Origin of the sequence: Mycobacterium sp. IEC1808 (genome assembly GCF_002101935.1) — a bacterium.
Lineage (GTDB): Bacteria > Actinomycetota > Actinomycetes > Mycobacteriales > Mycobacteriaceae > Mycobacterium.
This window is the reverse complement of record NZ_LQPV01000007.1, coordinates 16,866-36,964: the sequence shown is the minus strand read 5'-3', so window position 1 is coordinate 36,964 and position 20,099 is coordinate 16,866. Positions and strand designations below refer to the sequence as shown.

At 67.8% G+C, this 20,099-nt stretch carries 18 protein-coding genes, 2 tRNA genes and 1 pseudogene; 7 read left to right on the top strand and 14 right to left on the bottom strand.

Annotated elements, in window-relative coordinates:
• Window positions 1–48: 48 nt before the first annotated feature.
• Window positions 49–996: an NUDIX hydrolase gene (locus AWB92_RS05380; RefSeq protein WP_085184392.1), complete on the top strand. Its 948-nt coding sequence runs from the start codon at window positions 49–51 to the stop codon at window positions 994–996.
• A gap of 65 nt (window positions 997–1,061) precedes the next feature.
• Here AWB92_RS05380 and AWB92_RS05375 read toward each other — a convergent pair whose 3' ends face one another.
• The 3 genes from AWB92_RS05375 to leuC form a co-directional block, all read right to left on the bottom strand.
• The gene (locus tag AWB92_RS05375) at window positions 1,062–1,703 is read right to left on the bottom strand and encodes an HU family DNA-binding protein (RefSeq protein ID WP_068189652.1); all 642 of its coding nucleotides are present in this window, start codon (window positions 1,701–1,703) and stop codon (window positions 1,062–1,064) included.
• A gap of 214 nt (window positions 1,704–1,917) precedes the next feature.
• Entirely contained in the window at window positions 1,918–2,514 is a 597-nt protein-coding gene (gene leuD, locus AWB92_RS05370) for a 3-isopropylmalate dehydratase small subunit (protein WP_068102057.1), read from the bottom strand.
• A gap of 17 nt (window positions 2,515–2,531) precedes the next feature.
• Complete coding sequence (gene leuC, locus AWB92_RS05365) at window positions 2,532–3,968, bottom strand: 3-isopropylmalate dehydratase large subunit (RefSeq protein ID WP_085184391.1); 1,437 nt, start codon at window positions 3,966–3,968, stop codon at window positions 2,532–2,534.
• A 65-nt stretch (window positions 3,969–4,033) separates the two neighbouring features.
• On the opposite strand from leuC, the gene AWB92_RS05360 reads away from it, so the two are divergent.
• Entirely contained in the window at window positions 4,034–4,735 is a 702-nt protein-coding gene (locus tag AWB92_RS05360; protein WP_085184390.1) for an IclR family transcriptional regulator, read from the top strand.
• 228 nt (window positions 4,736–4,963) lie between these two features.
• Window positions 4,964–5,476 (top strand): PPOX class F420-dependent oxidoreductase, encoded by a 513-nt coding sequence (locus tag AWB92_RS05355; RefSeq protein WP_085184389.1) that lies wholly within the window; start codon window positions 4,964–4,966, stop codon window positions 5,474–5,476.
• A gap of 7 nt (window positions 5,477–5,483) precedes the next feature.
• On the opposite strand, the gene AWB92_RS05350 is transcribed toward AWB92_RS05355, so the two are convergent.
• The 4 genes from AWB92_RS05350 to AWB92_RS05335 all read right to left on the bottom strand — a co-directional run bounded on the left by AWB92_RS05350 (window position 5,484) and on the right by AWB92_RS05335 (window position 8,055).
• A tRNA-Glu gene (locus AWB92_RS05350) sits at window positions 5,484–5,556 on the bottom strand.
• A 72-nt stretch (window positions 5,557–5,628) separates the two neighbouring features.
• Window positions 5,629–5,700 (bottom strand) — tRNA-Gln (locus AWB92_RS05345).
• A 103-nt stretch (window positions 5,701–5,803) separates the two neighbouring features.
• Window positions 5,804–7,258 carry a glutamate--tRNA ligase gene (gene gltX, locus AWB92_RS05340; RefSeq protein WP_085184388.1) on the bottom strand — a complete coding sequence of 485 codons (1,455 nt, stop codon included), beginning with the start codon at window positions 7,256–7,258 and terminating at the stop codon, window positions 5,804–5,806.
• Window positions 7,255–8,055: a fumarylacetoacetate hydrolase family protein gene (locus AWB92_RS05335; protein ID WP_085184387.1), complete on the bottom strand. Its 801-nt coding sequence runs from the start codon at window positions 8,053–8,055 to the stop codon at window positions 7,255–7,257. Before AWB92_RS05335 ends, gltX begins: the two co-directional genes overlap by 4 nt.
• Before the next feature lie 69 nt (window positions 8,056–8,124).
• Here AWB92_RS05335 and AWB92_RS05330 point away from each other — a divergent pair.
• Window positions 8,125–9,189: pseudogene (locus AWB92_RS05330) on the top strand (MFS transporter); the annotation flags it as partial.
• Between the two features lie 133 nt (window positions 9,190–9,322).
• Here AWB92_RS05330 and AWB92_RS05325 read toward each other — a convergent pair.
• Together AWB92_RS05325 and serA are read right to left on the bottom strand one after the other, a co-directional pair.
• The gene (locus AWB92_RS05325; RefSeq protein ID WP_085184386.1) at window positions 9,323–10,333 is read right to left on the bottom strand and encodes a 3-isopropylmalate dehydrogenase; all 1,011 of its coding nucleotides are present in this window, start codon (window positions 10,331–10,333) and stop codon (window positions 9,323–9,325) included.
• Window positions 10,330–11,916: a phosphoglycerate dehydrogenase gene (gene serA, locus AWB92_RS05320; RefSeq protein ID WP_068102072.1), complete on the bottom strand. Its 1,587-nt coding sequence runs from the start codon at window positions 11,914–11,916 to the stop codon at window positions 10,330–10,332. The genes AWB92_RS05325 and serA overlap by 4 nt, the downstream gene beginning before the upstream one ends.
• A gap of 35 nt (window positions 11,917–11,951) precedes the next feature.
• On the opposite strand from serA, the gene AWB92_RS05315 reads away from it, so the two are divergent.
• The gene (locus tag AWB92_RS05315; RefSeq protein ID WP_085184420.1) at window positions 11,952–13,397 is read left to right on the top strand and encodes an NAD(P)/FAD-dependent oxidoreductase; all 1,446 of its coding nucleotides are present in this window, start codon (window positions 11,952–11,954) and stop codon (window positions 13,395–13,397) included.
• Window positions 13,398–13,403: 6 nt separating this feature from the next.
• Here the strand turns inward: AWB92_RS05315 and AWB92_RS05310 are convergent, their stop codons facing one another.
• Window positions 13,404–14,066 carry a TMEM175 family protein gene (locus AWB92_RS05310; RefSeq protein WP_085184385.1) on the bottom strand — a complete coding sequence of 221 codons (663 nt, stop codon included), beginning with the start codon at window positions 14,064–14,066 and terminating at the stop codon, window positions 13,404–13,406.
• 123 nt (window positions 14,067–14,189) lie between these two features.
• Here AWB92_RS05310 and wrbA point away from each other — a divergent pair, with 123 nt between their 5' ends.
• On the top strand, window positions 14,190–14,789 hold the full coding sequence (wrbA, locus tag AWB92_RS05305; RefSeq protein WP_085184384.1) for an NAD(P)H:quinone oxidoreductase: 600 nt from the start codon (window positions 14,190–14,192) through the stop codon (window positions 14,787–14,789).
• An 87-nt stretch (window positions 14,790–14,876) separates the two neighbouring features.
• Here wrbA and AWB92_RS05300 read toward each other — a convergent pair whose 3' ends face one another.
• The gene (locus AWB92_RS05300; protein ID WP_085184383.1) at window positions 14,877–15,827 is read right to left on the bottom strand and encodes a helix-turn-helix domain-containing protein; all 951 of its coding nucleotides are present in this window, start codon (window positions 15,825–15,827) and stop codon (window positions 14,877–14,879) included.
• A gap of 111 nt (window positions 15,828–15,938) precedes the next feature.
• On the opposite strand from AWB92_RS05300, the gene AWB92_RS05295 reads away from it, so the two are divergent.
• Entirely contained in the window at window positions 15,939–16,349 is a 411-nt protein-coding gene (locus AWB92_RS05295; protein WP_085184382.1) for a nitroreductase/quinone reductase family protein, read from the top strand.
• A gap of 136 nt (window positions 16,350–16,485) precedes the next feature.
• On the opposite strand, the gene ilvC is transcribed toward AWB92_RS05295, so the two are convergent.
• The 3 genes from ilvC to AWB92_RS05280 are packed head-to-tail and all read right to left on the bottom strand — an operon-like array spanning window position 16,486 to window position 19,889.
• Window positions 16,486–17,487, bottom strand: a complete 1,002-nt coding sequence (ilvC, locus tag AWB92_RS05290; protein WP_081665585.1) for a ketol-acid reductoisomerase — start codon at window positions 17,485–17,487, stop codon at window positions 16,486–16,488.
• A gap of 33 nt (window positions 17,488–17,520) precedes the next feature.
• On the bottom strand, window positions 17,521–18,021 hold the full coding sequence (gene ilvN / locus AWB92_RS05285) for an acetolactate synthase small subunit (protein ID WP_085184381.1): 501 nt from the start codon (window positions 18,019–18,021) through the stop codon (window positions 17,521–17,523).
• The gene (locus tag AWB92_RS05280; protein WP_085184380.1) at window positions 18,021–19,889 is read right to left on the bottom strand and encodes an acetolactate synthase large subunit; all 1,869 of its coding nucleotides are present in this window, start codon (window positions 19,887–19,889) and stop codon (window positions 18,021–18,023) included. The genes ilvN and AWB92_RS05280 overlap by 1 nt, the downstream gene beginning before the upstream one ends.
• Window positions 19,890–20,099 lie beyond the last annotated feature (210 nt).

The window sequence follows — 20,099 nt, the reverse complement described above, 5'->3', positions numbered from 1 at the left end:
TCCAGGTCGCATCCACGACCGCGAGCGAATTGACCTGCAGGAGTTTAGGTGTCGAACCAGACCTCATCGGCGGGTCGACGGTCGGGAAGCAAGATCGTGTACGCGGCGGGCGCGGTGCTGTGGCGCAGGGCCGGCGACGACCCGGCGGACCCGAGCCTCGAGGTGGCCCTGATCCACCGTCCGCGCTACGACGACTGGTCGCTGCCGAAGGGCAAGGTGGACCCCGGCGAGACGGCCCCGGTGGCGGCGGTCCGCGAGGTGTTCGAGGAGACGGGCCACCGCGCCATCCTCGGACGGCGGCTCGACATGGTGAGCTATCCGATCGAGCAGGGCGTCAAGAAGGTCTATTACTGGGCGGCGCGCGACACCGGCGGCGAGTTCACGCCGGGACGCGAGGTCGATGAGTTGGTGTGGCTGCCGGTCGCCGAGGCGAAGGACAAACTCACCTACCCGCACGATCGAAAGATGTTGCGCCACTTCGCGAAACAGCCCGAAGACACGCGCACCGTGCTCGTGGTCCGGCATGGCACCGCCGGCAGGAAATCACGCTTCAAAGGCGACGACACCAAACGCCCGCTCGACAAGCGGGGACGCGCGCAGGCCGAGGCACTGGTTCCCCAGCTGCTGGCCTTCGGCGCCACCGACGTGTACGCGGCGGACCGGCTGCGCTGTCACCAGACGGTCGAACCACTCGCCGAGGAACTCGGTGTGACGGTCCACAACGAGCCCGCCCTTACCGAGGAGTCGTACGCGAAGAGCCCGAAGCGCGCGCGCCACCGGATGCTGCGCATCGCGGAGGAGGCCGACACCCCCGTCATTTGCACGCAGGGCAAGGTGATTCCGGACCTCATCGCCTGGTGGTGCGAACGCGACGGAGTGCGTGCCGATAAATCGCGCAACCACAAGGGCAGCACGTGGGTGCTGTCCCTGTCAGGCGGCCGCCTGGTGGCGGCCGACCACATCGGGGGCGCGCTGGCCGCCAACGTGCGGGCCTGACACGCAAATACCCTCCGGGTGGGGCATTTGCCGCCACCCCGAAGGGTATCCGCGTCTGGAACTTCCTACCGGCGACCGCGCCGAGCGGCGGCCTTCTTGGCAGGAGCCTTCCTGGCCGGAGCCTTGCTCGCCGCCTTCTTGGCCGGAGCCCGCTTCACTGCGGCCTTCTTGGCCGGAGCCTTCTTCACTGCGGCCTTCTTGGCGGGAGCCTTCTTCACTGCGGCCTTCTTGGCCGGAGCCTTGGTAGCGGCCTTCTTGGCCGGGGCCTTCTTCACGGCGGCCTTCTTGGCGGGAGCCTTCTTGGCCGCGGCCTTCTTGGCCGGAGCCTTGCTCGCCGCCTTCTTCGCCGGAGCCTTCTTCGCCGCCTTCTTGGCTGCGCCGGCCGCTACAACACCACGTTTCACTGCAGGTCCTTCCGCCGGGAGGCGCTGTGCGCCAGACACAACCGCTTTGAATTGAGCACCGGGCCGGAACGCCGGGACCGACGTCGGCTTCACCTTTACCGTCTCGCCCGTGCGCGGATTGCGGGCCACCCGCGCCGCGCGCTTCCGCTGTTCGAAGACACCGAACCCGGTAATGGTCACGCTGTCGCCCTTGTGCACCGCGCGCACAATGGTGTCGACAACATTCTCGACGGCGGCGGTCGCCTGCCGACGGTCCGAGCCCAATTTCTGTGTGAGCACATCTATGAGCTCTGCTTTGTTCATCCAAACCCTCCGAAGCCAGTGGTCCCATTTTTGGGAACCGACTGCGAACACGGTAAACCCTCACCTAGCAAATTTCCAAGAGCCACGCGCAATTTCAGGACGGAACGAACGAATTTTTCGCAATCCGGTTGCCGCCCTTGACCGGTGGCGCGGCCCCAAATTAAGACGGGCTACCTAATCGGTCGGAGGTGAAATCGCCGTCCCGATCGACCCTTCAGGAGGCGGGCAGAGTGCGCGGTTTCCACTCCGGGCGCGCCGACTCGAACGCCTCGATTTGATCGAGTTTCCGCAGCGTAAGGCCTATATCGTCGAGGCCCTCGAGCAATCGCCACGCGGTGTGATCGTCAATCTTGAACGGCAGCACCGTCGTTCCGGCGGTGATATTTCGATCTTGAAGATTGGCAGTGATTTCCAAGCCCGGGCTGCCCTCGATGAGCTTCCAAAGCAGTTCCACGCCGTCCTGAGAAACTTCCGCCGCCAACAGGCCCGCCTTGCCGGCGTTGCCCCGGAAAATGTCACCAAACCGAGACGAGATGACCACCCGGAACCCGTAGTCCATGAGCGCCCACACCGCATGCTCGCGCGACGACCCGGTGCCGAAATCGGGTCCGGCCACCAGAACCGAGCCGCGGTCAAAGGGGCTGAGATTGAGCACGAATGAGGGATCCGAGCGCCATGTGGCGAACAACCCGTCCTCGAAACCGGTTCGGGTTACCCGCTTCAAGAACACCGCCGGAATGATCTGGTCGGTGTCGACATTCGACCGCCGCAGCGGCACTCCGATGCCGGTGTGGGTGCGAAAGGCTTCCATTTCGTCCTCGATTCAAATCAGTTGGAGTTCAAGTCGGCCGGCGAAGACAGCGTGCCCCGCACCGCCGTGGCCGCGGCGACGGCCGGCGATACCAGGTGGGTGCGGCCCCCTTTGCCCTGCCGCCCTTCGAAGTTGCGGTTGGACGTGGCGGCACACCGCTCGCCCGGCGACAGCTGATCGGGGTTCATGCCCAGGCACATCGAGCATCCCGCCTGGCGCCACTCGGCGCCCGCGGCGGTGAAAACCTCGCCCAGCCCTTCGGCTTCCGCCTGCGCGCGCACCCGCATCGAGCCCGGCACGACGAGCATCCGCACCCCCGGGGCGACCTTGCGCCCGCGCAACACGTCGGCCACCGCACGCAGGTCTTCGATACGACCGTTGGTACAAGAGCCGACGAACACGGCATCCACGCGGATCTCGCGCATCGGCGTGCCCGGTCGAAGGTCCATGTACGCCAAGGCTTTCTCGGCGGCCTGCCGCTCGCCGTCGTCGGACATCATTTCGGGGTCGGGCACCGCCGCCCCCAGGGGCACCCCCTGGCCGGGGTTGGTTCCCCACGTGACGAACGGGCTCAGCGAGGCCGCGTCGAGGTAGACCTCGGTGTCGAAGACGGCGCCGGGGTCGGTGCGCAACTGCTGCCAGTAGTGCACCGCGGCGTCCCACTGCGCGCCGGTCGGGGCGTGCGGCCGGCCACGTAAAAACTCGTACGTGGTCTCGTCCGGCGCCACCATGCCCGCCCGGGCGCCGGCCTCGATGCTCATGTTGCAGACCGTCATCCGGCCTTCCATCGACAGCGATTCGATGGCGCTGCCCCGGTATTCGATGACGTGGCCCTGTCCCCCGCCGGTGCCGATCTTGGCGATCAGCGCGAGGATGATGTCCTTGGCGGTGACGCCCACGGGCAACTGCCCGTCGACGTTGACCGCCATCGTCTTGAACGGCCGCAGCGGCAGCGTCTGGGTGGCCAGCACGTGCTCCACCTCCGAGGTACCAATCCCCATGGCCAGCGCGCCAAATGCGCCGTGCGTGGACGTGTGACTATCGCCACAGACGATCGTCATCCCCGGCTGCGTGAGCCCCAATTGCGGACCGACGACGTGCACGATGCCCTGTTCGATGTCGCCCATCGGATAGAGCCGGACGCCGAATTCCGCGCAGTTGCGCCGCAACGTCTCGACCTGGGTGCGCGACACCGGATCGGCGATCGGCTTGTCGATGTCGACCGTCGGCACGTTGTGGTCCTCGGTGGCCAGCGTCAGGTCGGGGCGCCGCACTCCCCGGCCGGCCAGGCGCAGGCCGTCGAACGCCTGCGGGCTGGTGACCTCGTGTACCAGATGCAGGTCGATGTAGATCAAGTCAGGGGCCCCCGCTTGTTCGGCACCGCCCCCGGACGCCACAACGTGGTCGTCCCAAACCTTTTCGGCCAGGGTGCGCGGCTTGGCTTCGGATCCCATATCGAATTCGCCCCTATCCGGTCTTTCGGCTGTCATCTCAGAATGCGAGACGCTAGTATCTCCGTGTGAGACAGCATAGCGGTATCGGCGTCCTCGACAAAGCGGTGGGCGTGCTGCATACGATCGCGGAATCCCCGTGCGGGCTGGCCGAACTGTGCGAGCGGACCGGGTTGCCCCGGGCCACCGCCTATCGGCTGGCGGCCGCGCTGGAAGTTCATCGGCTGCTGGCGCGCGACGACGAAGGGCGTTGGCGACTCGGTCCGGCCGTCACCGAATTGGCCGGCCGCGTCAACGATCCGCTGCTGGCCGCGAGCGCGGCGGTGCTGCCCGGCCTGCGCGAGACCACCGGCGAGAGCGTGCAGTTGTATCGCCGCGAGGGCATGTCGCGGGTGTGCGTGGCCGCCCTCGAACCGGCTGCGGGTCTTCGCGATACGGTTCCGGTCGGTGCGCGCCTGCCGATGACGGCGGGCTCGGGGGCCAAAGTCCTACTCGCCTACGCCGACGCCACCGTCCAGAAGGCCGTGCTGCCGACGGCGAAATTCACCGACCGGGCACTGGCCGAAGTGCGCCGGCGCGGTTGGGCGCAAAGCGTCGCCGAGCGCGAGCCCGGGGTGGCGAGCGTGTCGGCGCCGGTGCGTGACGGCCGCGGTGTCGTCATCGCCGCGATATCGGTGTCGGGGCCCGTCGATCGCATCGGGCGCCGCCCCGGGGCTCGCTGGGCCGCCGACCTGCTGTCCGCCGCCGAGGCACTCACCCGCCGGCTTTAGTCCCCGCGGCGCGTGTGCAGCTCGAGTGTGAATCCACGGCTCTGACTGTGCATCCTGGGCGGCAAAATGGCGAATTTCACGCCCTCCGTTCACTCGCAAAGCCGTGGATTCACACTCAACCGGCCCTCCCCTTTCCAGGGGGACGAGTGTGCGTTGAGGCCGCCCCCAGCGCACACCGAAAGCCACCACCGCACACTCGACCGCAACCCGCCTGACAAACTGACGGCCATGGGAACCAATCAGCGCGCGAGCATCGTCATGTCGGAGGACGAGATCGCCGATTTCGTCGTCAAGAGCCGCACCGGAACACTCGCCACCGTCGGGCCCGACGGGCAGCCGCACCTGACCGCCATGTGGTACGCCGTCGTCGACGGCGAGGTCTGGCTCGAGACCAAGGCCAAGTCGCAGAAGGCGGTGAACCTCACCCGGGATCCGCGGGTGAGCTTTCTGATCGAGGACGGTGACACCTACGACACGCTGCGCGGGGTGTCGTTCGAGGGTGTCGCCGAGATCGTCGACGATCCCGACGTTGCGCGCCGGGTGGGCGTCAGCGTGTTCGAGCGCTACACCGGCCCCTACACCGACGAGATGAAGCCCTTCGTCGAGCAGATGATGAACAAGCGGGTGTGCGTGCGCATCGTGGCCCGCCGCGCGCGCTCGTGGGATCACCGCAAGCTCGGATTGCCGCCCATGCCGGTGGGCGGGTCGACCGCCCCGGCCGTGCTGGGGACCGGCCAGTAATTGTTTGTAGCCCCGATGGGATTCGAACCCACGCTACCGCCGTGAGAGGGCGGCGTCCTAGGCCGCTAGACGACGGGGCCTGAACCGATCCGAGCTGCCAGCATAGCTCACCCGAGAAGGGCGACCTAATCGCAAGCCGTGCCGCGATCTTGCTGGGGTACCAGGACTCGAACCTAGAATGGCTGAACCAGAATCAGCTGTGTTGCCAATTACACCATACCCCATTGGCTGCCTAAAACCGCTGGTCACAACGGTTCTGCGGTGTCCCGCGCCGTCGTGGCCGGCCGTCGTCGGCCTTTGTAAACCGCTGTGCAGACTACCAAAAACTCAGACCGCCCCGTCGCGCGCGCCCCGCAACCGCGCCATGCTGCGCTCGCGGCCCAGTAGTTCGAGTGATTCGAACAGCGGCGGGCTGATCGTTGTTCCCGTCGCGGCGACGCGGATCGGGCCGAACGCCTTGCGCGGTTTGAGCGCCAGGCCGTCGATGAGCGCGGCCTTGAGCGCGGCCTCGATCCGCTCGGTTGTCCAGTCGGTCACGCCGTCCAGCGCACCCAGCGCGGCGTCCAAAACCGCGACGCCGTCCGGGCCGAGCTCCTTGGCGGCGGCCTTCTCGTCGATCGCGTATTCGTCGTCATTGAGGAACTTCAGCAAGTCCCACGCGTCGCTCAGGACGACGATGCGCGTCTGCACCAGCTCGGCGGCCTCGGCGAATCCGGCGTCATCCAGCCCGGTGTCGTGGCCGTGCGCGTCGAAGTAGTCGCGCAGGCGGGCGGTGAAGTCGGAGACGTCGAGCATCCGGATGTGCTCGGCGTTGAGCGCGTCGGCCTTCTTCTGGTCGAATCGGGCCGGATTGGAATTGACGTCGACGACGTCGAAGGCGGCCACCATTTCGTCCAGGCTGAACAGGTCGTGGTCGTCGGCGATCGCCCAGCCCAGCAGCGCAAGGTAATTCAGCAGGCCCTCGGGGATGAAGCCCCGGTCGCGATGCGCGAACAGGTTCGACTGCGGGTCGCGCTTGGACAGCTTCTTGGTTCCCTCGCCCAACACGATTGGCAGGTGCGCGAATTGCGGTGTGCGCTCGGCCACACCGATCCGCGTCAGCGCCCCATACAGCGCCAGCTGGCGCGGGGTGGACGACAGCAGGTCCTCGCCGCGCAGCACGTGGGTGATCTTCATCAGCGCGTCGTCGAGCGGGTTGACCAACGTATACAACGGATCTCCGCTCGCGCGGGTCAGCGCGAAATCGGGCACGCTGCCCGCCGCAAAGGTCGTGTTCCCGTGTACCAGGTCGTCCCAACTCAGATCGTCGTCGGGCATGCGCAGCCGCACCACCGGCTTACGGCCCTCGGCGAGGAACGCCGCGCGCTGCGAATCGGTCAGCTGCCGGTCGAAGTTGTCGTAGCCCAGCTTGGGGTTTCGGCCCGCGGCGATGTGCCGCGCCTCGACCTCCTCCGGCGTCGAGAAGGCGTAGTAAGCCTCGCCGGCCTCGAGCAGCTGCGCCACCACGTCGCGGTAGATCTCGCCGCGCTGCGACTGCCGGTACGGCCCGTACGGCCCGCCCGCCTCCGGCCCCTCGTCCCAGTCGAGGCCGAGCCAGCGCAGCGCGTCGAGCAGCGCCAGGTAGCTTTCCTCGGTGTCGCGCGCCGCGTCGGTGTCCTCGATGCGAAAGATGAAGGTGCCGCCGGTGTGTCGCGCGTAGGCCCAGTTGAACAGCGCGGTTCGCACCATCCCGACGTGCGGGGTGCCGGTGGGCGACGGGCAGAACCGGACTCGAACTGTCACGACTTTCCTTTGCGCACAACGGGATTGGTGAGGGTGCCGATTCCCTCGACGGTGATGGAGACAGTGTCGCCGTCCTCGATGGGCCCAACGCCGGCCGGCGTGCCGGTGAGGATGAGGTCGCCGGGCAGCAGCGTCATCACGGCCGAGATCCACTCCACGATGGCACCGACGTCGTGGATCATCAGCGAGGTGCGGCTGTGTTGCTTCACCTCACCGTTGACCTCGGTGCGCAGTTCGAGGTCCGCCGGGTCGACATCGGTGACGATCCACGGCCCGACGGGGCAGAAGCTGTCATGGCCCTTGGCGCGGGTCCATTGGCCGTCGGCCTTTTGTTGGTCGCGTGCCGACACGTCGTTGGCGATGGTGTAGCCGAGGATGTTCTCGGCGGCCTGGGCGGCCGAAACGTCCTTGCACGGCCGGCCGATGACCGCCGCCAGCTCACCCTCGAAGTGCACCGGTGATGCGTTGGCGGGCAGCCGAATCGGCACGTTGGGCCCGATGATCGCGGTGTTGGGCTTGAGGAAGATGATCGGGTCCGCGGCCGCCGGGCCCGTCGCGAAGCTACTCATCTCCGCGATGTGATCGGCGTAGTTCTTGCCGACGCAGACCACCTTGCCGGCCAGCATCGGCGCCAGCAGCCGGACGTCGGCCAGCGGCCACGATCGTCCGGTGAAGGTCGGGGTGCCGAACGGGTGCTCGGCGATCTCCCGGGCGGTCAGTGCGGCGGGATCGTCGAGTTCGCCCTCGATGCTGACGAAGGCGACACCGTCCGGGCTGGCGATTCGACCGAGGCGCATTCGCAGAAGCCTAGTGATGGCTAGTAGCGGCTCCCGCAACCGGTGCCGGCCGTGTGCAAGCATGGACTGATGCCCAAGGGGCACCCTGCCGCCGTCGGCGCCGGCAAGCGATGGTCGATCATGATCGTCTCGCTGTTCGTGACGACCAGCTCCTTCCTATTCATCAATGGCGTCGCATTCCTGATCCCGTCGCTGGAAGCCACGCGTGGCACCCCGCTGGCCGAGGCCGGCCTGCTCGCGTCGATGCCGAGCTGGGGCATGGTGGTCACGCTCATCGCATGGGGCTACGTGCTGGACCGCGTCGGCGAGCGGCTGGTGCTGACGCTGGGCTCGGGTCTCACCGCGGCCGCCGCCTATGCCGCCGCGTCGGTGCACTCGATGGTGTGGGTCGCCGTCTATCTGTTCCTGGGCGGCGTGGCCGCCGCGAGTTGCAACACCGCCGGCGGCCGGCTGGTGTCCGCGTGGTTCCCCCCGCAGCAGCGCGGCCTCGCGATGGGCATCCGGCAGACCGCGCAGCCGCTGGGCATCGCGGCGGGCGCGCTGGTCATGCCCGAACTGGCGGAGCGCGGCGTGCATGCCGGGCTGATGTTTCCGGCGCTGGTGTGCACGGCGGCGGCGCTGGCGAGCGCGGTCGGCATCGTCGACCCGGTGCGCAAGCCCCGGGAGACGGCGACCGAGGCGGAGCTGGCCAGCCCCTACCGCGGGTCGTCGGTGCTGTGGCGTATCCACGCCGTCGCGGGCCTGCTGATGATGCCGCAAACGGTCACCGTCACGTTCATGCTGGTCTGGCTGATGAACCACCACCACTGGTCGGTCGCCGCCGCCGGCGGGCTGGTCACGCTGTCGCAGCTGCTCGGCGCGGTCGGCCGCGTCGCGGTGGGCCGCTGGTCGGATCGCATCGGCTCACGCATGCAACCGGTCGCCGTCATCGCCGCCGTCGCCGCGTTGACCCTGTTTCTGTTGGCACTCTCCGACCAGCTCGACTCGCGGTTCGACATCCCGCTGATGGTCGCCGTCTCGGTGTTCGCCGTGCTCGACAACGGCCTGGAGGCGACCGCCATCACCGAGTTCGCCGGGCCGTTCTGGAGCGGGCGCGCCCTGGGCATCCAGAACACCACCCAGCGCGTGATGGCGGCGGTCGGTCCGCCGCTGTTCGGTGTGCTGATCGGCGCGGCGAGATACCCGTCGGCGTGGCTGCTCTGCGGGTTGTTCCCACTGGCGGCGGTGCCCTTGGTGCCGATCCGGCTGCTGCCGCCCGGCCTGGAGACTAGAGCGCGGCTGCGATCCGTTCGCCGACTTCGGTGGTGGCGCGCGGTTCGCTCCCACGAGTTGCCAGATAGGTCTCGACGGCCCCATCCACCCGGGCAGCCGCAGCGTCCTCGCCCAGATGGGAAAGCAGCAGCGCCACCGACATGATCGCCGCGGTCGGGTCCGCGACGCCCTGACCGGCGATGTCGGGGGCGCTGCCGTGCACCGGCTCGAACATCGACGGATTGGCCCGGGTGGCGTCGATATTTCCGCTGGCGGCCAAGCCGATTCCGCCGCAGACCGCCGCGGACAGGTCGGTGATGATGTCGCCGAACAGGTTGTCGGTGACGATCACGTCGAACCGCCCGGGGTCGGTGACCATGAAGATGGTGGCGGCGTCGACGTGTTGGTAGGCGACCTCGACGTCGGGATATTCCGCGCCGACCTCGGCGACGACCCGCGTCCACAGCTTCCCGGCGAACGTCAGCACGTTGTTCTTGTGCACCAGCGTCAGGTGGTTGCGGCGCAGCCGGGCCTTCTCGAACGCGTAGCGCACCACGCGGCGCACGCCGAACGCGGTGTTCACGCTGACCTCGGTGGCGACTTCGTTGGGCGTTCCGGCGCGGATCGCGCCGCCGTTGCCGGTGTAGGGGCCCTCGGTGCCCTCACGCACCACCACGAAGTCGATCTCGGGGTTTCCCGCGAGCGGACTGCTCACCCCCTTGTACAGCCGGCCCGGTCGCAGGTTGACGTGGTGGTCGAGCTCAAAGCGCAGCCGCAGCAACAGACCTCGCTCCAGGACGCCGCTGGGCACCGACGGGTCGCCGACCGCCCCGAGCAGGATGGCGTCGTGCTCGCGCAACTCGGCGAGCACCGAGTCCGGCAGCAGCTCGCCCGTGGCATGGTAGCGACGGGCGCCCAGGTCGTAGCTGGTCTTTTCGACGTTCGGCACGACCGCGTCGAGGACTTTGACGGCCTCGGCCACCACCTCCGGCCCGATGCCGTCGCCGCCGATCACCGCGAGTTTCACGACAGGTCAACCACTTCCAGCTTGTTGGCGCCGACGGCCGCCGAGATTGCCGACCGCACGTCCTTGGGCACGTCCTGGTCCAGCCGCAGCAGGACCGTCGCGCCGGGCCCCTCGGCGTCCTCGGACAGCTGCGCCGCCTGAATGTTCACGCCGGCAGAGCCCAGCAGGGTACCGATCTTGCCCAACGCCCCGGGCTGGTCGGCGTAGTTGATCACCAGGTTGGTGCCCTGGGCCCGCAGGTCGAAGTTGCGGCCGTTGATCTGGACGATCTTCTCCACCAACTGCGGCCCGGACAGCGTGCCCGCGACGTTCACGCACGAGCCGTCGTGGGCGACGGCCCGCACGTCGACGACGCTGCGGTGGTTGGGGCTTTCGGATGCGGTGGTGATCTCGGCGGAGACGCCCCGCTCGGCGGCCAGCGCCGGCGCGTTGACGAACGTCACCGGTTCGTCGATGACCGCCGAGAACAGCCCGCGCAGCGCCGAAAGCTTAAGCACCTCAACATCTTCCGAGGCGAGCTCGCCGCGCACCTGCACCGACAACGACACCGGCACCTCGCCGGACAGAGCGGCCGCCAGCACCCCGAGCTTGCGCACCAGGTCCAGCCAGGGCGACACCTCCTCGCTGACCACGCCACCGCCGACGTTGACGGCGTCGGGAACGAACTCCCCCGCCAGCGCCAACCGCACGCTTGCGGCGACGTCGGTGCCGGCCCGGTCCTGCGCCTCGGCCGTGGAGGCCCCGAGATGCGGCGTCACCACTACCTGCGGCAGCTCGAAAAGCGGGCTGTCCGTGCACGGTTCGGTGGAGAAGACGTCGAGGCCGGCGGCGCGGACGTGCCCGCTGTTGATCGCGTCGGCCAGCGCCGCCTCGTCGACCAGGCCGCCGCGCGCGGCGTTGACGATGATGACGCCGGGCTTGGTCTTCGCCAGCGCCTCCTTGTCGATCAGGCCGGCCGTCTCCGGGGTCTTCGGCAGGTGCACCGAGATGAAGTCGGCGCGGGCCAGCAGGTCGTCCAGGGACAGCAGCTCGATGCCGAGCTGCGCGGCGCGGGCCGGCGCCAGGTACGGATCGTAGGCGACGACGTGGGTGCCGAAGGCCGCGATCCGTTGCGCGAACAGCTGGCCGATGCGGCCGAGCCCGACGACACCGACGGTCTTGCCGAAGATTTCGGTGCCGGAGAACTTCGACCGCTTCCAGGTATGCTCGCGCAGCGTGGCGTCGGCCGCCGCGATCTGGCGGGCCGCGGCCAGCAGCAGCGCCATCGCGTGTTCGGCGGCGCTGTGGATGTTCGACGTGGGGGCGTTCACCACCAGCACCCCGCGCGCGGTCGCGGCGTCGACGTCGACGTTGTCCAGGCCGACCCCGGCGCGGGCCACGATCTTCAGCTTGGGCGCGGCGGCCAGCACCTCGGCGTCGACGGTGGTGGCCGACCGCACCAGCAGCGCGTCCGCCTCAGGGACGGCGGCCAGCAGCTTGGGCCGGTCCGGGCCATCCACCCAGCGCACCTCGACCTGGTCCCCCAGCGCGGCGACGGTTGATTCGGCGAGTTTGTCGGCAATAAGTACAACAGGCAGATTCACCCGGACAGCCTATCGGCTGTAATTGACGCGTGGACGTGACCTCGGACGTCACCGTCATCGGCAGCGGACCCAACGGGCTCACCACGGCCGTCATCTGCGCCCGTGCGGGGCTGAAAGTCCAGGTCGTCGAGGCCCAGCCGACCTTCGGCGGCGGCGCGCGCACCGCGCCCGACCCAGATTCTCCGGGAGTCTTACACGACGTGTGCTCGGCCGTTCACCCGCTGGCGCTGGCGTCGCCGTTTTTCGCGGCGTTCGACCTGCCCGCGCGCGGCGTGCAACTGGCGGTCCCGGAGATTTCCTACGCCAACCCGCTGCCGGGCCGCCCGGCGGTCATCGCCTACCGGGATCTCGAGCGCACCTGCGCGGAACTGGAGCACGGCACGTCGTGGCGACGCCTGCTCGGCCCGCTGGTCGAGCATTCCGACGCCGTCGTGGGGTTGCTGCTCGGCGACAAACGATCGGTGCCCGGATCGCTGCCGTCCGCCCTGCAACTCGGCGTTCGGATGCTGGCGCAGGGCACCCCCGCCTGGGGGTCACTGCTGGGCTTCCTAACCGGAGAGGACGCACGCGCCCTGTTCACCGGCGTTGCCGCGCACGTGATTTCGCGGATGCCGTCGTTGACGGCCGCCGGGGCCGGTTTGATGCTGGCCACCCTCGCGCATTCGGTCGGCTGGCCGATCCCGGTGGGTGGAAGCCAGGCGATCACGGACGCGCTGATCGCCGACCTGCGCGCGCACGGCGGCGAGCTCACGGCCGGCACCGAGGTCACTCGGCCGCCCGGCGGGGTCGTCGCGTTCGACACCGCGCCGACGGCGCTGCTGCGCATCTACGGGGACGCGCTTCCGGACCGCTACGCGAAGGCGTTGCGCCGCTACACCTTTGGCCCCGGCGTCGCCAAGGTCGACTTCGTGCTCAGCGAGGACATCCCGTGGACCGACGCGCGGCTGGGGCGGGCCCCGACGCTGCACCTGGGCGGCACCCGCGAGCAGATGGCTCGGGCCGAGGCCGACATCGCCGCCGGGCGTCATGCGCAGTGGCCGATGGTGCTGGCCGCGTCGCCGCACATCGCGGACCCCGGCCGCATCGACATCGTGGGCCGCCGCCCGTTCTGGACCTACGCCCACGTGCCGTCGGGTTCCACCGTCGACGCTACCGAGGCCGTCACCGAGACCGTCGAGCGGTTCGCGCCCGGCTTCCGCGACATCGTGGTGGCGGCCCGCGCCGTGCCCGCCGCCCGGATGGCCGACCACAACGCGAACTACGTCGGCGGCGACATCGGGATGGGCGGAAATTCCGCCTGGCGCGCGATCGCCGGTCCCACGCCGCGGATAAACCCTTGGAGCACACCGATTCCGAAGGTGTACCTGTGCTCGGCGGCCACCCCGCCCGGCGGCGGGGTGCACGGTATGTCCGGCTATTACGCCGCGCGCACCTTGTTGCGCCGCGAATTCGGCCTGGGCATGCCGAAGCTCGCACCGTGACTCGTACTACCGGTGGCCTTTGTCTCGCGCGGACTCGGTTCGTCCGGTTGTGAGCGCATAGAAAATCGGCATGACGGCGAAAACGACCAGTGCTGCCGCCGGGAACCACAACGCCCCGATCAGACCTGCCGTCACATAAGCCGCGATCCCCGCCACCGCACGGATCCGATTGGCCGCGAAGGCTCGCTGGTCGATTCCGGCTTCGACGAGCGCGCCGCGGCGGCGGTGAACCTGATCGTAGAGAAGTAGCCAACTAGCGCACATCGCGGTGGCTATGCCCGCGTATAGCGCCACCGCGGTCCGCGCGTCCGCGCTGTCGACCCCGGTGATCAATGCCCGGGAGAGCACCGCGGTGGGGAACGGAATCAAAGCAGTGGTGAACAGCAGCGCGAGGTTCGCCAAATTCACGCCCATGTCCACCCGCTGGATCGCAACGAATGCTTGATGGTGATTGAGCCAGATCACCCCGACGAAGGCGAAGGACGCGAAGTAGCCAAGATACGCGGGCCACTGTCGGGCGAGGCCGTCGAGCAGTTCGCCCGGAGCATGTTCGGGCTCCTTCAGATCCAGCACGAGCAAGGTGACGACGATCGCGAACACACCGTCGCTGAAGGCCTCGACACGTCCGGTGTCGTTCAGCCCCATCGGGTTACCGGACTCGTCGGCCATGACGCCCCCATCTGGTTGGTCGGAAGGTGCACTGCGCCCAGACGCGAATCGACTCCCGATCATCTAACTTAAACCGGCTGCCCTTGGGTTTTCCAGCAAGTTGGACATGCCTAAGCTGACACCGTGACCAAACTCGCGATCATCTATTACTCGGCCACCGGTCACGGCACCGCGATGGCCAAACGTGTCGCCGCGTCGGCCGAGTCGGCGGGCGCCGAGGTGCGCCTGCGGCACGTCGCCGAGACCCACGACCCGGAATCCTTTGCGCACAACCCGGCCTGGACCGCGAATTACCAAGCGACCAAGGACCTTCCGGCGGCCACCGGCGACGACATCGTCTGGGCCGACGCGGTGATCTTCGGCTCGCCGACCCGGTTCGGTTCGCCCGCCGCGCAATTGCGGGCGTTCCTGGACTCGCTGGGCGGGCTGTGGGCCGAAGGCAAACTCGCCGACAAGGTCTACGCCGCGTTCACGTCGTCCAACACACTGCACGGCGGCCAGGAGTCGACCTTGCTCTCCCTTTACTACACGCTGATGCATTTTGGTGGCATCATCGTGCCGCCGGGCTACACCGATCCGGTCAAGTTCGTCGACGGCAACCCGTACGGGGTGAGCCTGGTGTCCACCCACGACAACATCAACGAATTCGACGAGCCCACGAATAACGCCCTGGACCACCTGGGCCGCCGGGTGGTCGCCGTCGCCGACCGGCTGGGTTCTTGAGGGGCGCCCGGCGCCGATAGTGAACAGTTGCGAGAATCGGCCAAGAAATTCACAACAGCTGCACGCTCGGCGGAAGGAAGACGCCCTTCACCCAGTTGTCAGGCGGGAGAAGGTGGCCCGATACGAGCTGGGCGGCACACCCAGCCGGCGGACCATGTGCTTGCGCAGCGAATCCGCGGTCCCCAGGCCGGATCGCGCGGCCACCTGACCGACCGGCAGTGCCGTCGACTCGAGCAATTCGCGCGCCCGATCGATTCGTTGATAAAGCAGCCATTGCAGCGGGCTCTGCCCCGTTTCCGCCTTGAAGCGCCGGCTTAGGTTGCGCACGCTCATGCCGGCGTGGTGGGCAACGTCCTCCAGCGAGAGTGGCCGGTCCAACTGTCGGAGAGCCCACGCGCGGGTTCGTGCCAACGAGTCACGGGCACCGTCGGCTACAGCCGTCTCGACAAATTGCGCTTGCCCGCCCGGTCGGATCGGGGCCACCACGGCGCGCCGCGCAACCGCATTGGCGACACGCGCGCCGAAATCACGACGAATGAGGTGAAGGCACAGATCGATTCCCGCCGCCAGGCCGGCGGAGGTCAGGATCATGCCGTCATCGACGTAAAGGACGTCAGCCCGAAGCTGTACCCGCGGATATCGACGTCGGAACTCGTCGGAGTAGGGCCAGTACGTGGTGGCGGTTCTCCCATCGAGCAGGCCAGCCTCCGCGAGCACGAACGCGCCCGTGCAGATCGAAGCGATGCGCTTGTCGCGCGTGGCGGCGCGGCGCAGCGCGTCGAGCACACGGCCGTCCACCCGTTCGCGGTTGCCCGTTCCGGTGACAATCACCGTGTCAGAGGAACGGATGGCCTCCAATCCGTGATCCACGCTCACGCCCAGGCTGCCCGTCGTTGCGACCAGGCCGGGTTCGGCCGTGCACATGGTGACCTTGTAAGCGGATCGGTTGTCGACCTCCGCATTGCCCAAGATCAAGTCGGGAATCGACAAATCAAAGGGCGTCACGGGCGGGACGGCGATTACCGCAACTCGATGCATGGCCAGAATCTCCTGATACCTGTCGTTTAGGACACTACCCAAAAGCCATTGCAAGCGTCAGTGTTCAAGAGCCCACCCAATGAGACGCCCGTGATGACAAGGAGAACTGCGATGCCCACGCTTCGGGACCGGCTGATCAATCGATCCCAGAGATGGTTTTTCAACCCGCTCATGCGACGGGTTCCGACCATGAGCTTGCTGGAGACCACGGGACGGAACACGGGCCGACCCCGTCGGACACCGGTCGGGGGCCGGCTGGCGAACGGCCAATTCTGGATGGTGTCGGAGTTCGGCGAACGCTCTCAGTATGTGCGCAACATCAAGGCGAATCCGCAAGTCCGGGTACGTGTTCGGGGCCGGTGGTACTCCGGCACCGCCGTCCTGATGTACGACGACGATGCCAAAGCCCGGCTGCGCACGTTGCCACGGGTCAACAGCATGGCCGTCGCCGCGGTCGGTGCCCAGTTTCTCACCGTGCGAGTCGACGTCGCGGGACAAGACGACAACCCTCGCGACACTTAACGTACGACACGCCAAAACGGGCCGCAGCCGTTCACGTTTCGGCAAAGCGACACCGAACGCTTGACCACCTGGGCCGCCGGGTGCTGGCCGTCGCCCGGCGGCTGGGCGCTCGAGCGGCGCCCCGCGCCGCCAGAAGCTATGCCGTCTCGGTGATCGGACGGTCGACCCAGCTCATCAGGTCGCGCAGCTTCTTCCCGGTGACCTCGATGGGGTGCTCGGCGTTCTCCTTGCGCAACTGCTCGAGCTGCTTGTTGCCGCCCTCGATGTTGGCGACGAGCTTCTTGACGAAGGTGCCGTCCTGGATCTCGCGCAGGATGTCGCGCATCCGGTCGCGGGTGCCGGCGTCGATGACGCGCGGGCCGGACAGGTAGCCGCCGAACTCCGCGGTGTCGGACACCGAGTAGTTCATCCGGGCGATGCCGCCCTCGTACATCAGGTCGACGATCAGCTTGAGCTCGTGCAGCACCTCGAAATACGCCATCTCCGGCGGGTAGCCCGCCTCGACCATCACGTCGAAGCCGGCCTTCACCAATTCCTCTGTGCCACCGCACAACACGGCCTGCTCACCGAACAGGTCGGTCTCGGTCTCGTCTTTGAAGGTCGTCTTGATGACGCCGGCCCGGGTGCCGCCGATGGCCTTGGCGTACGACAGGGCCAGCGCCTCGCCCTGGCCGGTCGGGTCCTGGTCGACGGCGATCAGACAGGGCACGCCCTTGCCGTCGACGAACTGGCGGCGCACCAGGTGGCCGGGGCCCTTCGGGGCGACCATCGCGACGGTCACGTCGGCGGGCGGTTTGATCAGGTCGAAGTGAATGTTGAGCCCGTGCCCGAAAAACAAAGCGTCGCCGGCCTTCAGGTTCGGCTCGATCTCGTTCTTGAAGATGTCGGCCTGCGCGGTGTCGGGGGCCAGCAGCATGATGACGTCGGCCCACTTGGCGACCTCGGCGGGGGTGTCGACGTCCAGGCCCTGCTCTTCAACCTTGGCCCGGGACTTCGAACCCTCCTTGAGCCCGACGCGCACCTGCACGCCCGAGTCGCGCAGGCTCAACGAGTGCGCGTGCCCCTGGCTGCCGTACCCGATGACGCCGACCTTGCGGCCCTGGACGATCGTCAGGTCTGCGTCGTCGTCGTAGAACATCTCTAATGCCACGGTGAACTTTCTCCTTGTTTGCTATTTGGCCGTGCCGATACCGCGCGGACCGCGGGATAGCGACACCATTCCGGATTGGGCGATTTCGCGAATACCGAAGGGCTCCAGCACGCGCAGGAACGCCTCGACCTTGCCGCGGTCACCGGTGGCCTCGATGGTCAGCGATTCCGGTGACACGTCAATCACCTTGGCGCGGAACAGGTTCACCGCCTCGATGACCTGGCTACGGGTGCCGGCGTCGGCCCGCACCTTGATCAGCGACAACTCCCGGGACACCGAGTTGTCGTCGTCCTGCTCGATGATCTTGATCACGTTGATCAGCTTGTTGAGCTGCTTGGTGATCTGCTCGAGCGGGGTCTCCTCGGCGGAGACCACGATGGTCATCCGCGACATGTCCTTCTGCTCGGTTGCGCCGACGGCCAGCGACTCGATGTTGAAGCCGCGCCGCGAGAACAGCGCCGCCACGCGGGCGAGCACACCGGGCTTGTCCTCCACCAACACCGACAGCGTGTGCGTGTTCATCAGGCGTGCCCTTCGCTTTCGTCGTCGAACAACGGGCGGATCCCGCGGGCGGCCTGAATCTCGTCGTTGCTGGTGCCGGCGGCGACCATCGGCCACACCTGCGCGTCGGCACCGACGATGAAGTCGATCACCACCGGGCGGTCGTTGATCGCCCGCGCCTGGTTGATCACGTCGACGACGTCTTCCTCACGCTCGCAACGCAATCCGACGCAGCCCAGCGCCTCGGCCAGCTTCACGAAGTCCGGGATCCGGTGTGAGTGCGTGGCCAGGTCGGTCTGCGAGTAGCGCTCCTGGTAGAACAGCGTCTGCCACTGGCGCACCATGCCCAGGTTGCCGTTGTTGATCAGCGCCACCTTGATCGGCGCGCCCTCGATGGCGCAGGTGGCCAGCTCCTGGTTGGTCATCTGGAAGCAGCCGTCGCCGTCGATCGCCCAGACCTCGGCGTCCGGGCGGGCGATCTTGGCGCCCATAGCCGCCGGGACGGCGAAGCCCATGGTGCCCAGCCCGCCGGAATTGAGCCAGGTGCGCGGGTTTTCGTACGAGATGAACTGCGCGGCCCACATCTGGTGCTGGCCGACGCCGGCGACGTACACCGCGTCCGGTCCGGCGATCTCGCCCAACTTCTCGATCACGTACTCCGGGCTCAGGCTGCCGTCGCTCTGAGGGCCGTAGCTCAGCGGGTAGGTGGACTGGACGCTGTGCAGATACGCCCACCAGTCCGTCATCTCGATGTTGCCGGGCACATCGTGGTGGCGCAGCATCGCGATGAGGTCGGTGATGACGGCCTTCACGTCGCCGACGATCGGCACATCGGCGTGCCGGTTCTTGCCGATCTCGGCGGGGTCGATGTCGGCGTGGATGACCTTGGCCTCGGGGGCGAAGGAGTCCAGCTTCCCGGTCACCCGGTCGTCGAACCGGGTGCCCAGCGCGATCAGTAGGTCGCTGCGCTGCAGCGCCGCCACCGCGGCCACGGTGCCGTGCATGCCGGGCATGCCCAGGTTCTGCGGATGGCTGTCCGGGAAGGCGCCGCGCGCCATCAGTGTGGTGACCAGCGGGATGCCGGTCAGCTCGGCCAGCTCGCGCAGCTGCTCGGTTGCCTCGCCGCGGATGACCCCGCCGCCCACGTACAGCACCGGTTTGCGCGCGGCCGCGATCAGCTTGGCGGCCTCCCGCACCTGCCGGTTGTGCGGCTTGGTGTTCGGCTTGTAGCCGGGCAGGTCCATCCGCGGGGGCCAGCTGAATGTGCACTGACCCTGCAGCACGTCCTTGGGGATGTCGACGAGCACCGCGCCCGGACGTCCCGAGCGGGCGATGTGGAACGCCTCGGCCAGCACCCGGGGGATCTCGTCGCCGGAGCGGACCAGGAAATTGTGCTTGGTGATCGGCATCGTGATGCCCGAGATGTCGGCCTCCTGGAAGGCGTCCGTCCCGATCAACCCACGCCCAACCTGCCCGGTGATGGCGACGACGGGGATCGAGTCCATCTGGGCATCGGCCAGCGGGGTGACCAGGTTGGTCGCGCCGGGACCCGAGGTCGCCATCATGACGCCGACCTTGCCGGTGGCGTGCGCGTAGCCGCTGGCGGCATGGCCGGCGCCCTGCTCGTGCCGAACCAGCACGTGGCGCAGCTTTTTCGAGTCGAACAGCGGGTCGTAGACCGGCAGCACGGCACCGCCTGGTATCCCGAAGATGACCTCGACGTCGAGTTCCTCCAGCGACCGGATCACCGACTGGGCACCGGTAAGTTGTTCCGGGCCAACGCGTTTCGGTTGAGCGGCCGGCGTCTTTGCGGAGGGTTTCACGGCGTCCGTGGCGACGCTGGCCGGATCCTGCGCCTGCGTGGCGGGTGGCCTGGTGGGAGCGCTCACTGTCCTGGGGTCCTATTCACTATTCGAAGTTTCGTTGCTGCGCAAGAAAAAACCCCCGTCAGCTCATCGGCTGAACGAGGGTTGCGCGTTGGTGCTGGATCGCTTCAAATGCTGAAGGGCTCAGTCAGGCACCAACGCGCTGACTAAGTACTACGAGCATCCCGGGCTTTCCGGCGGTTTCCATAACGTCCGACGGTAGCCTTCGCACAG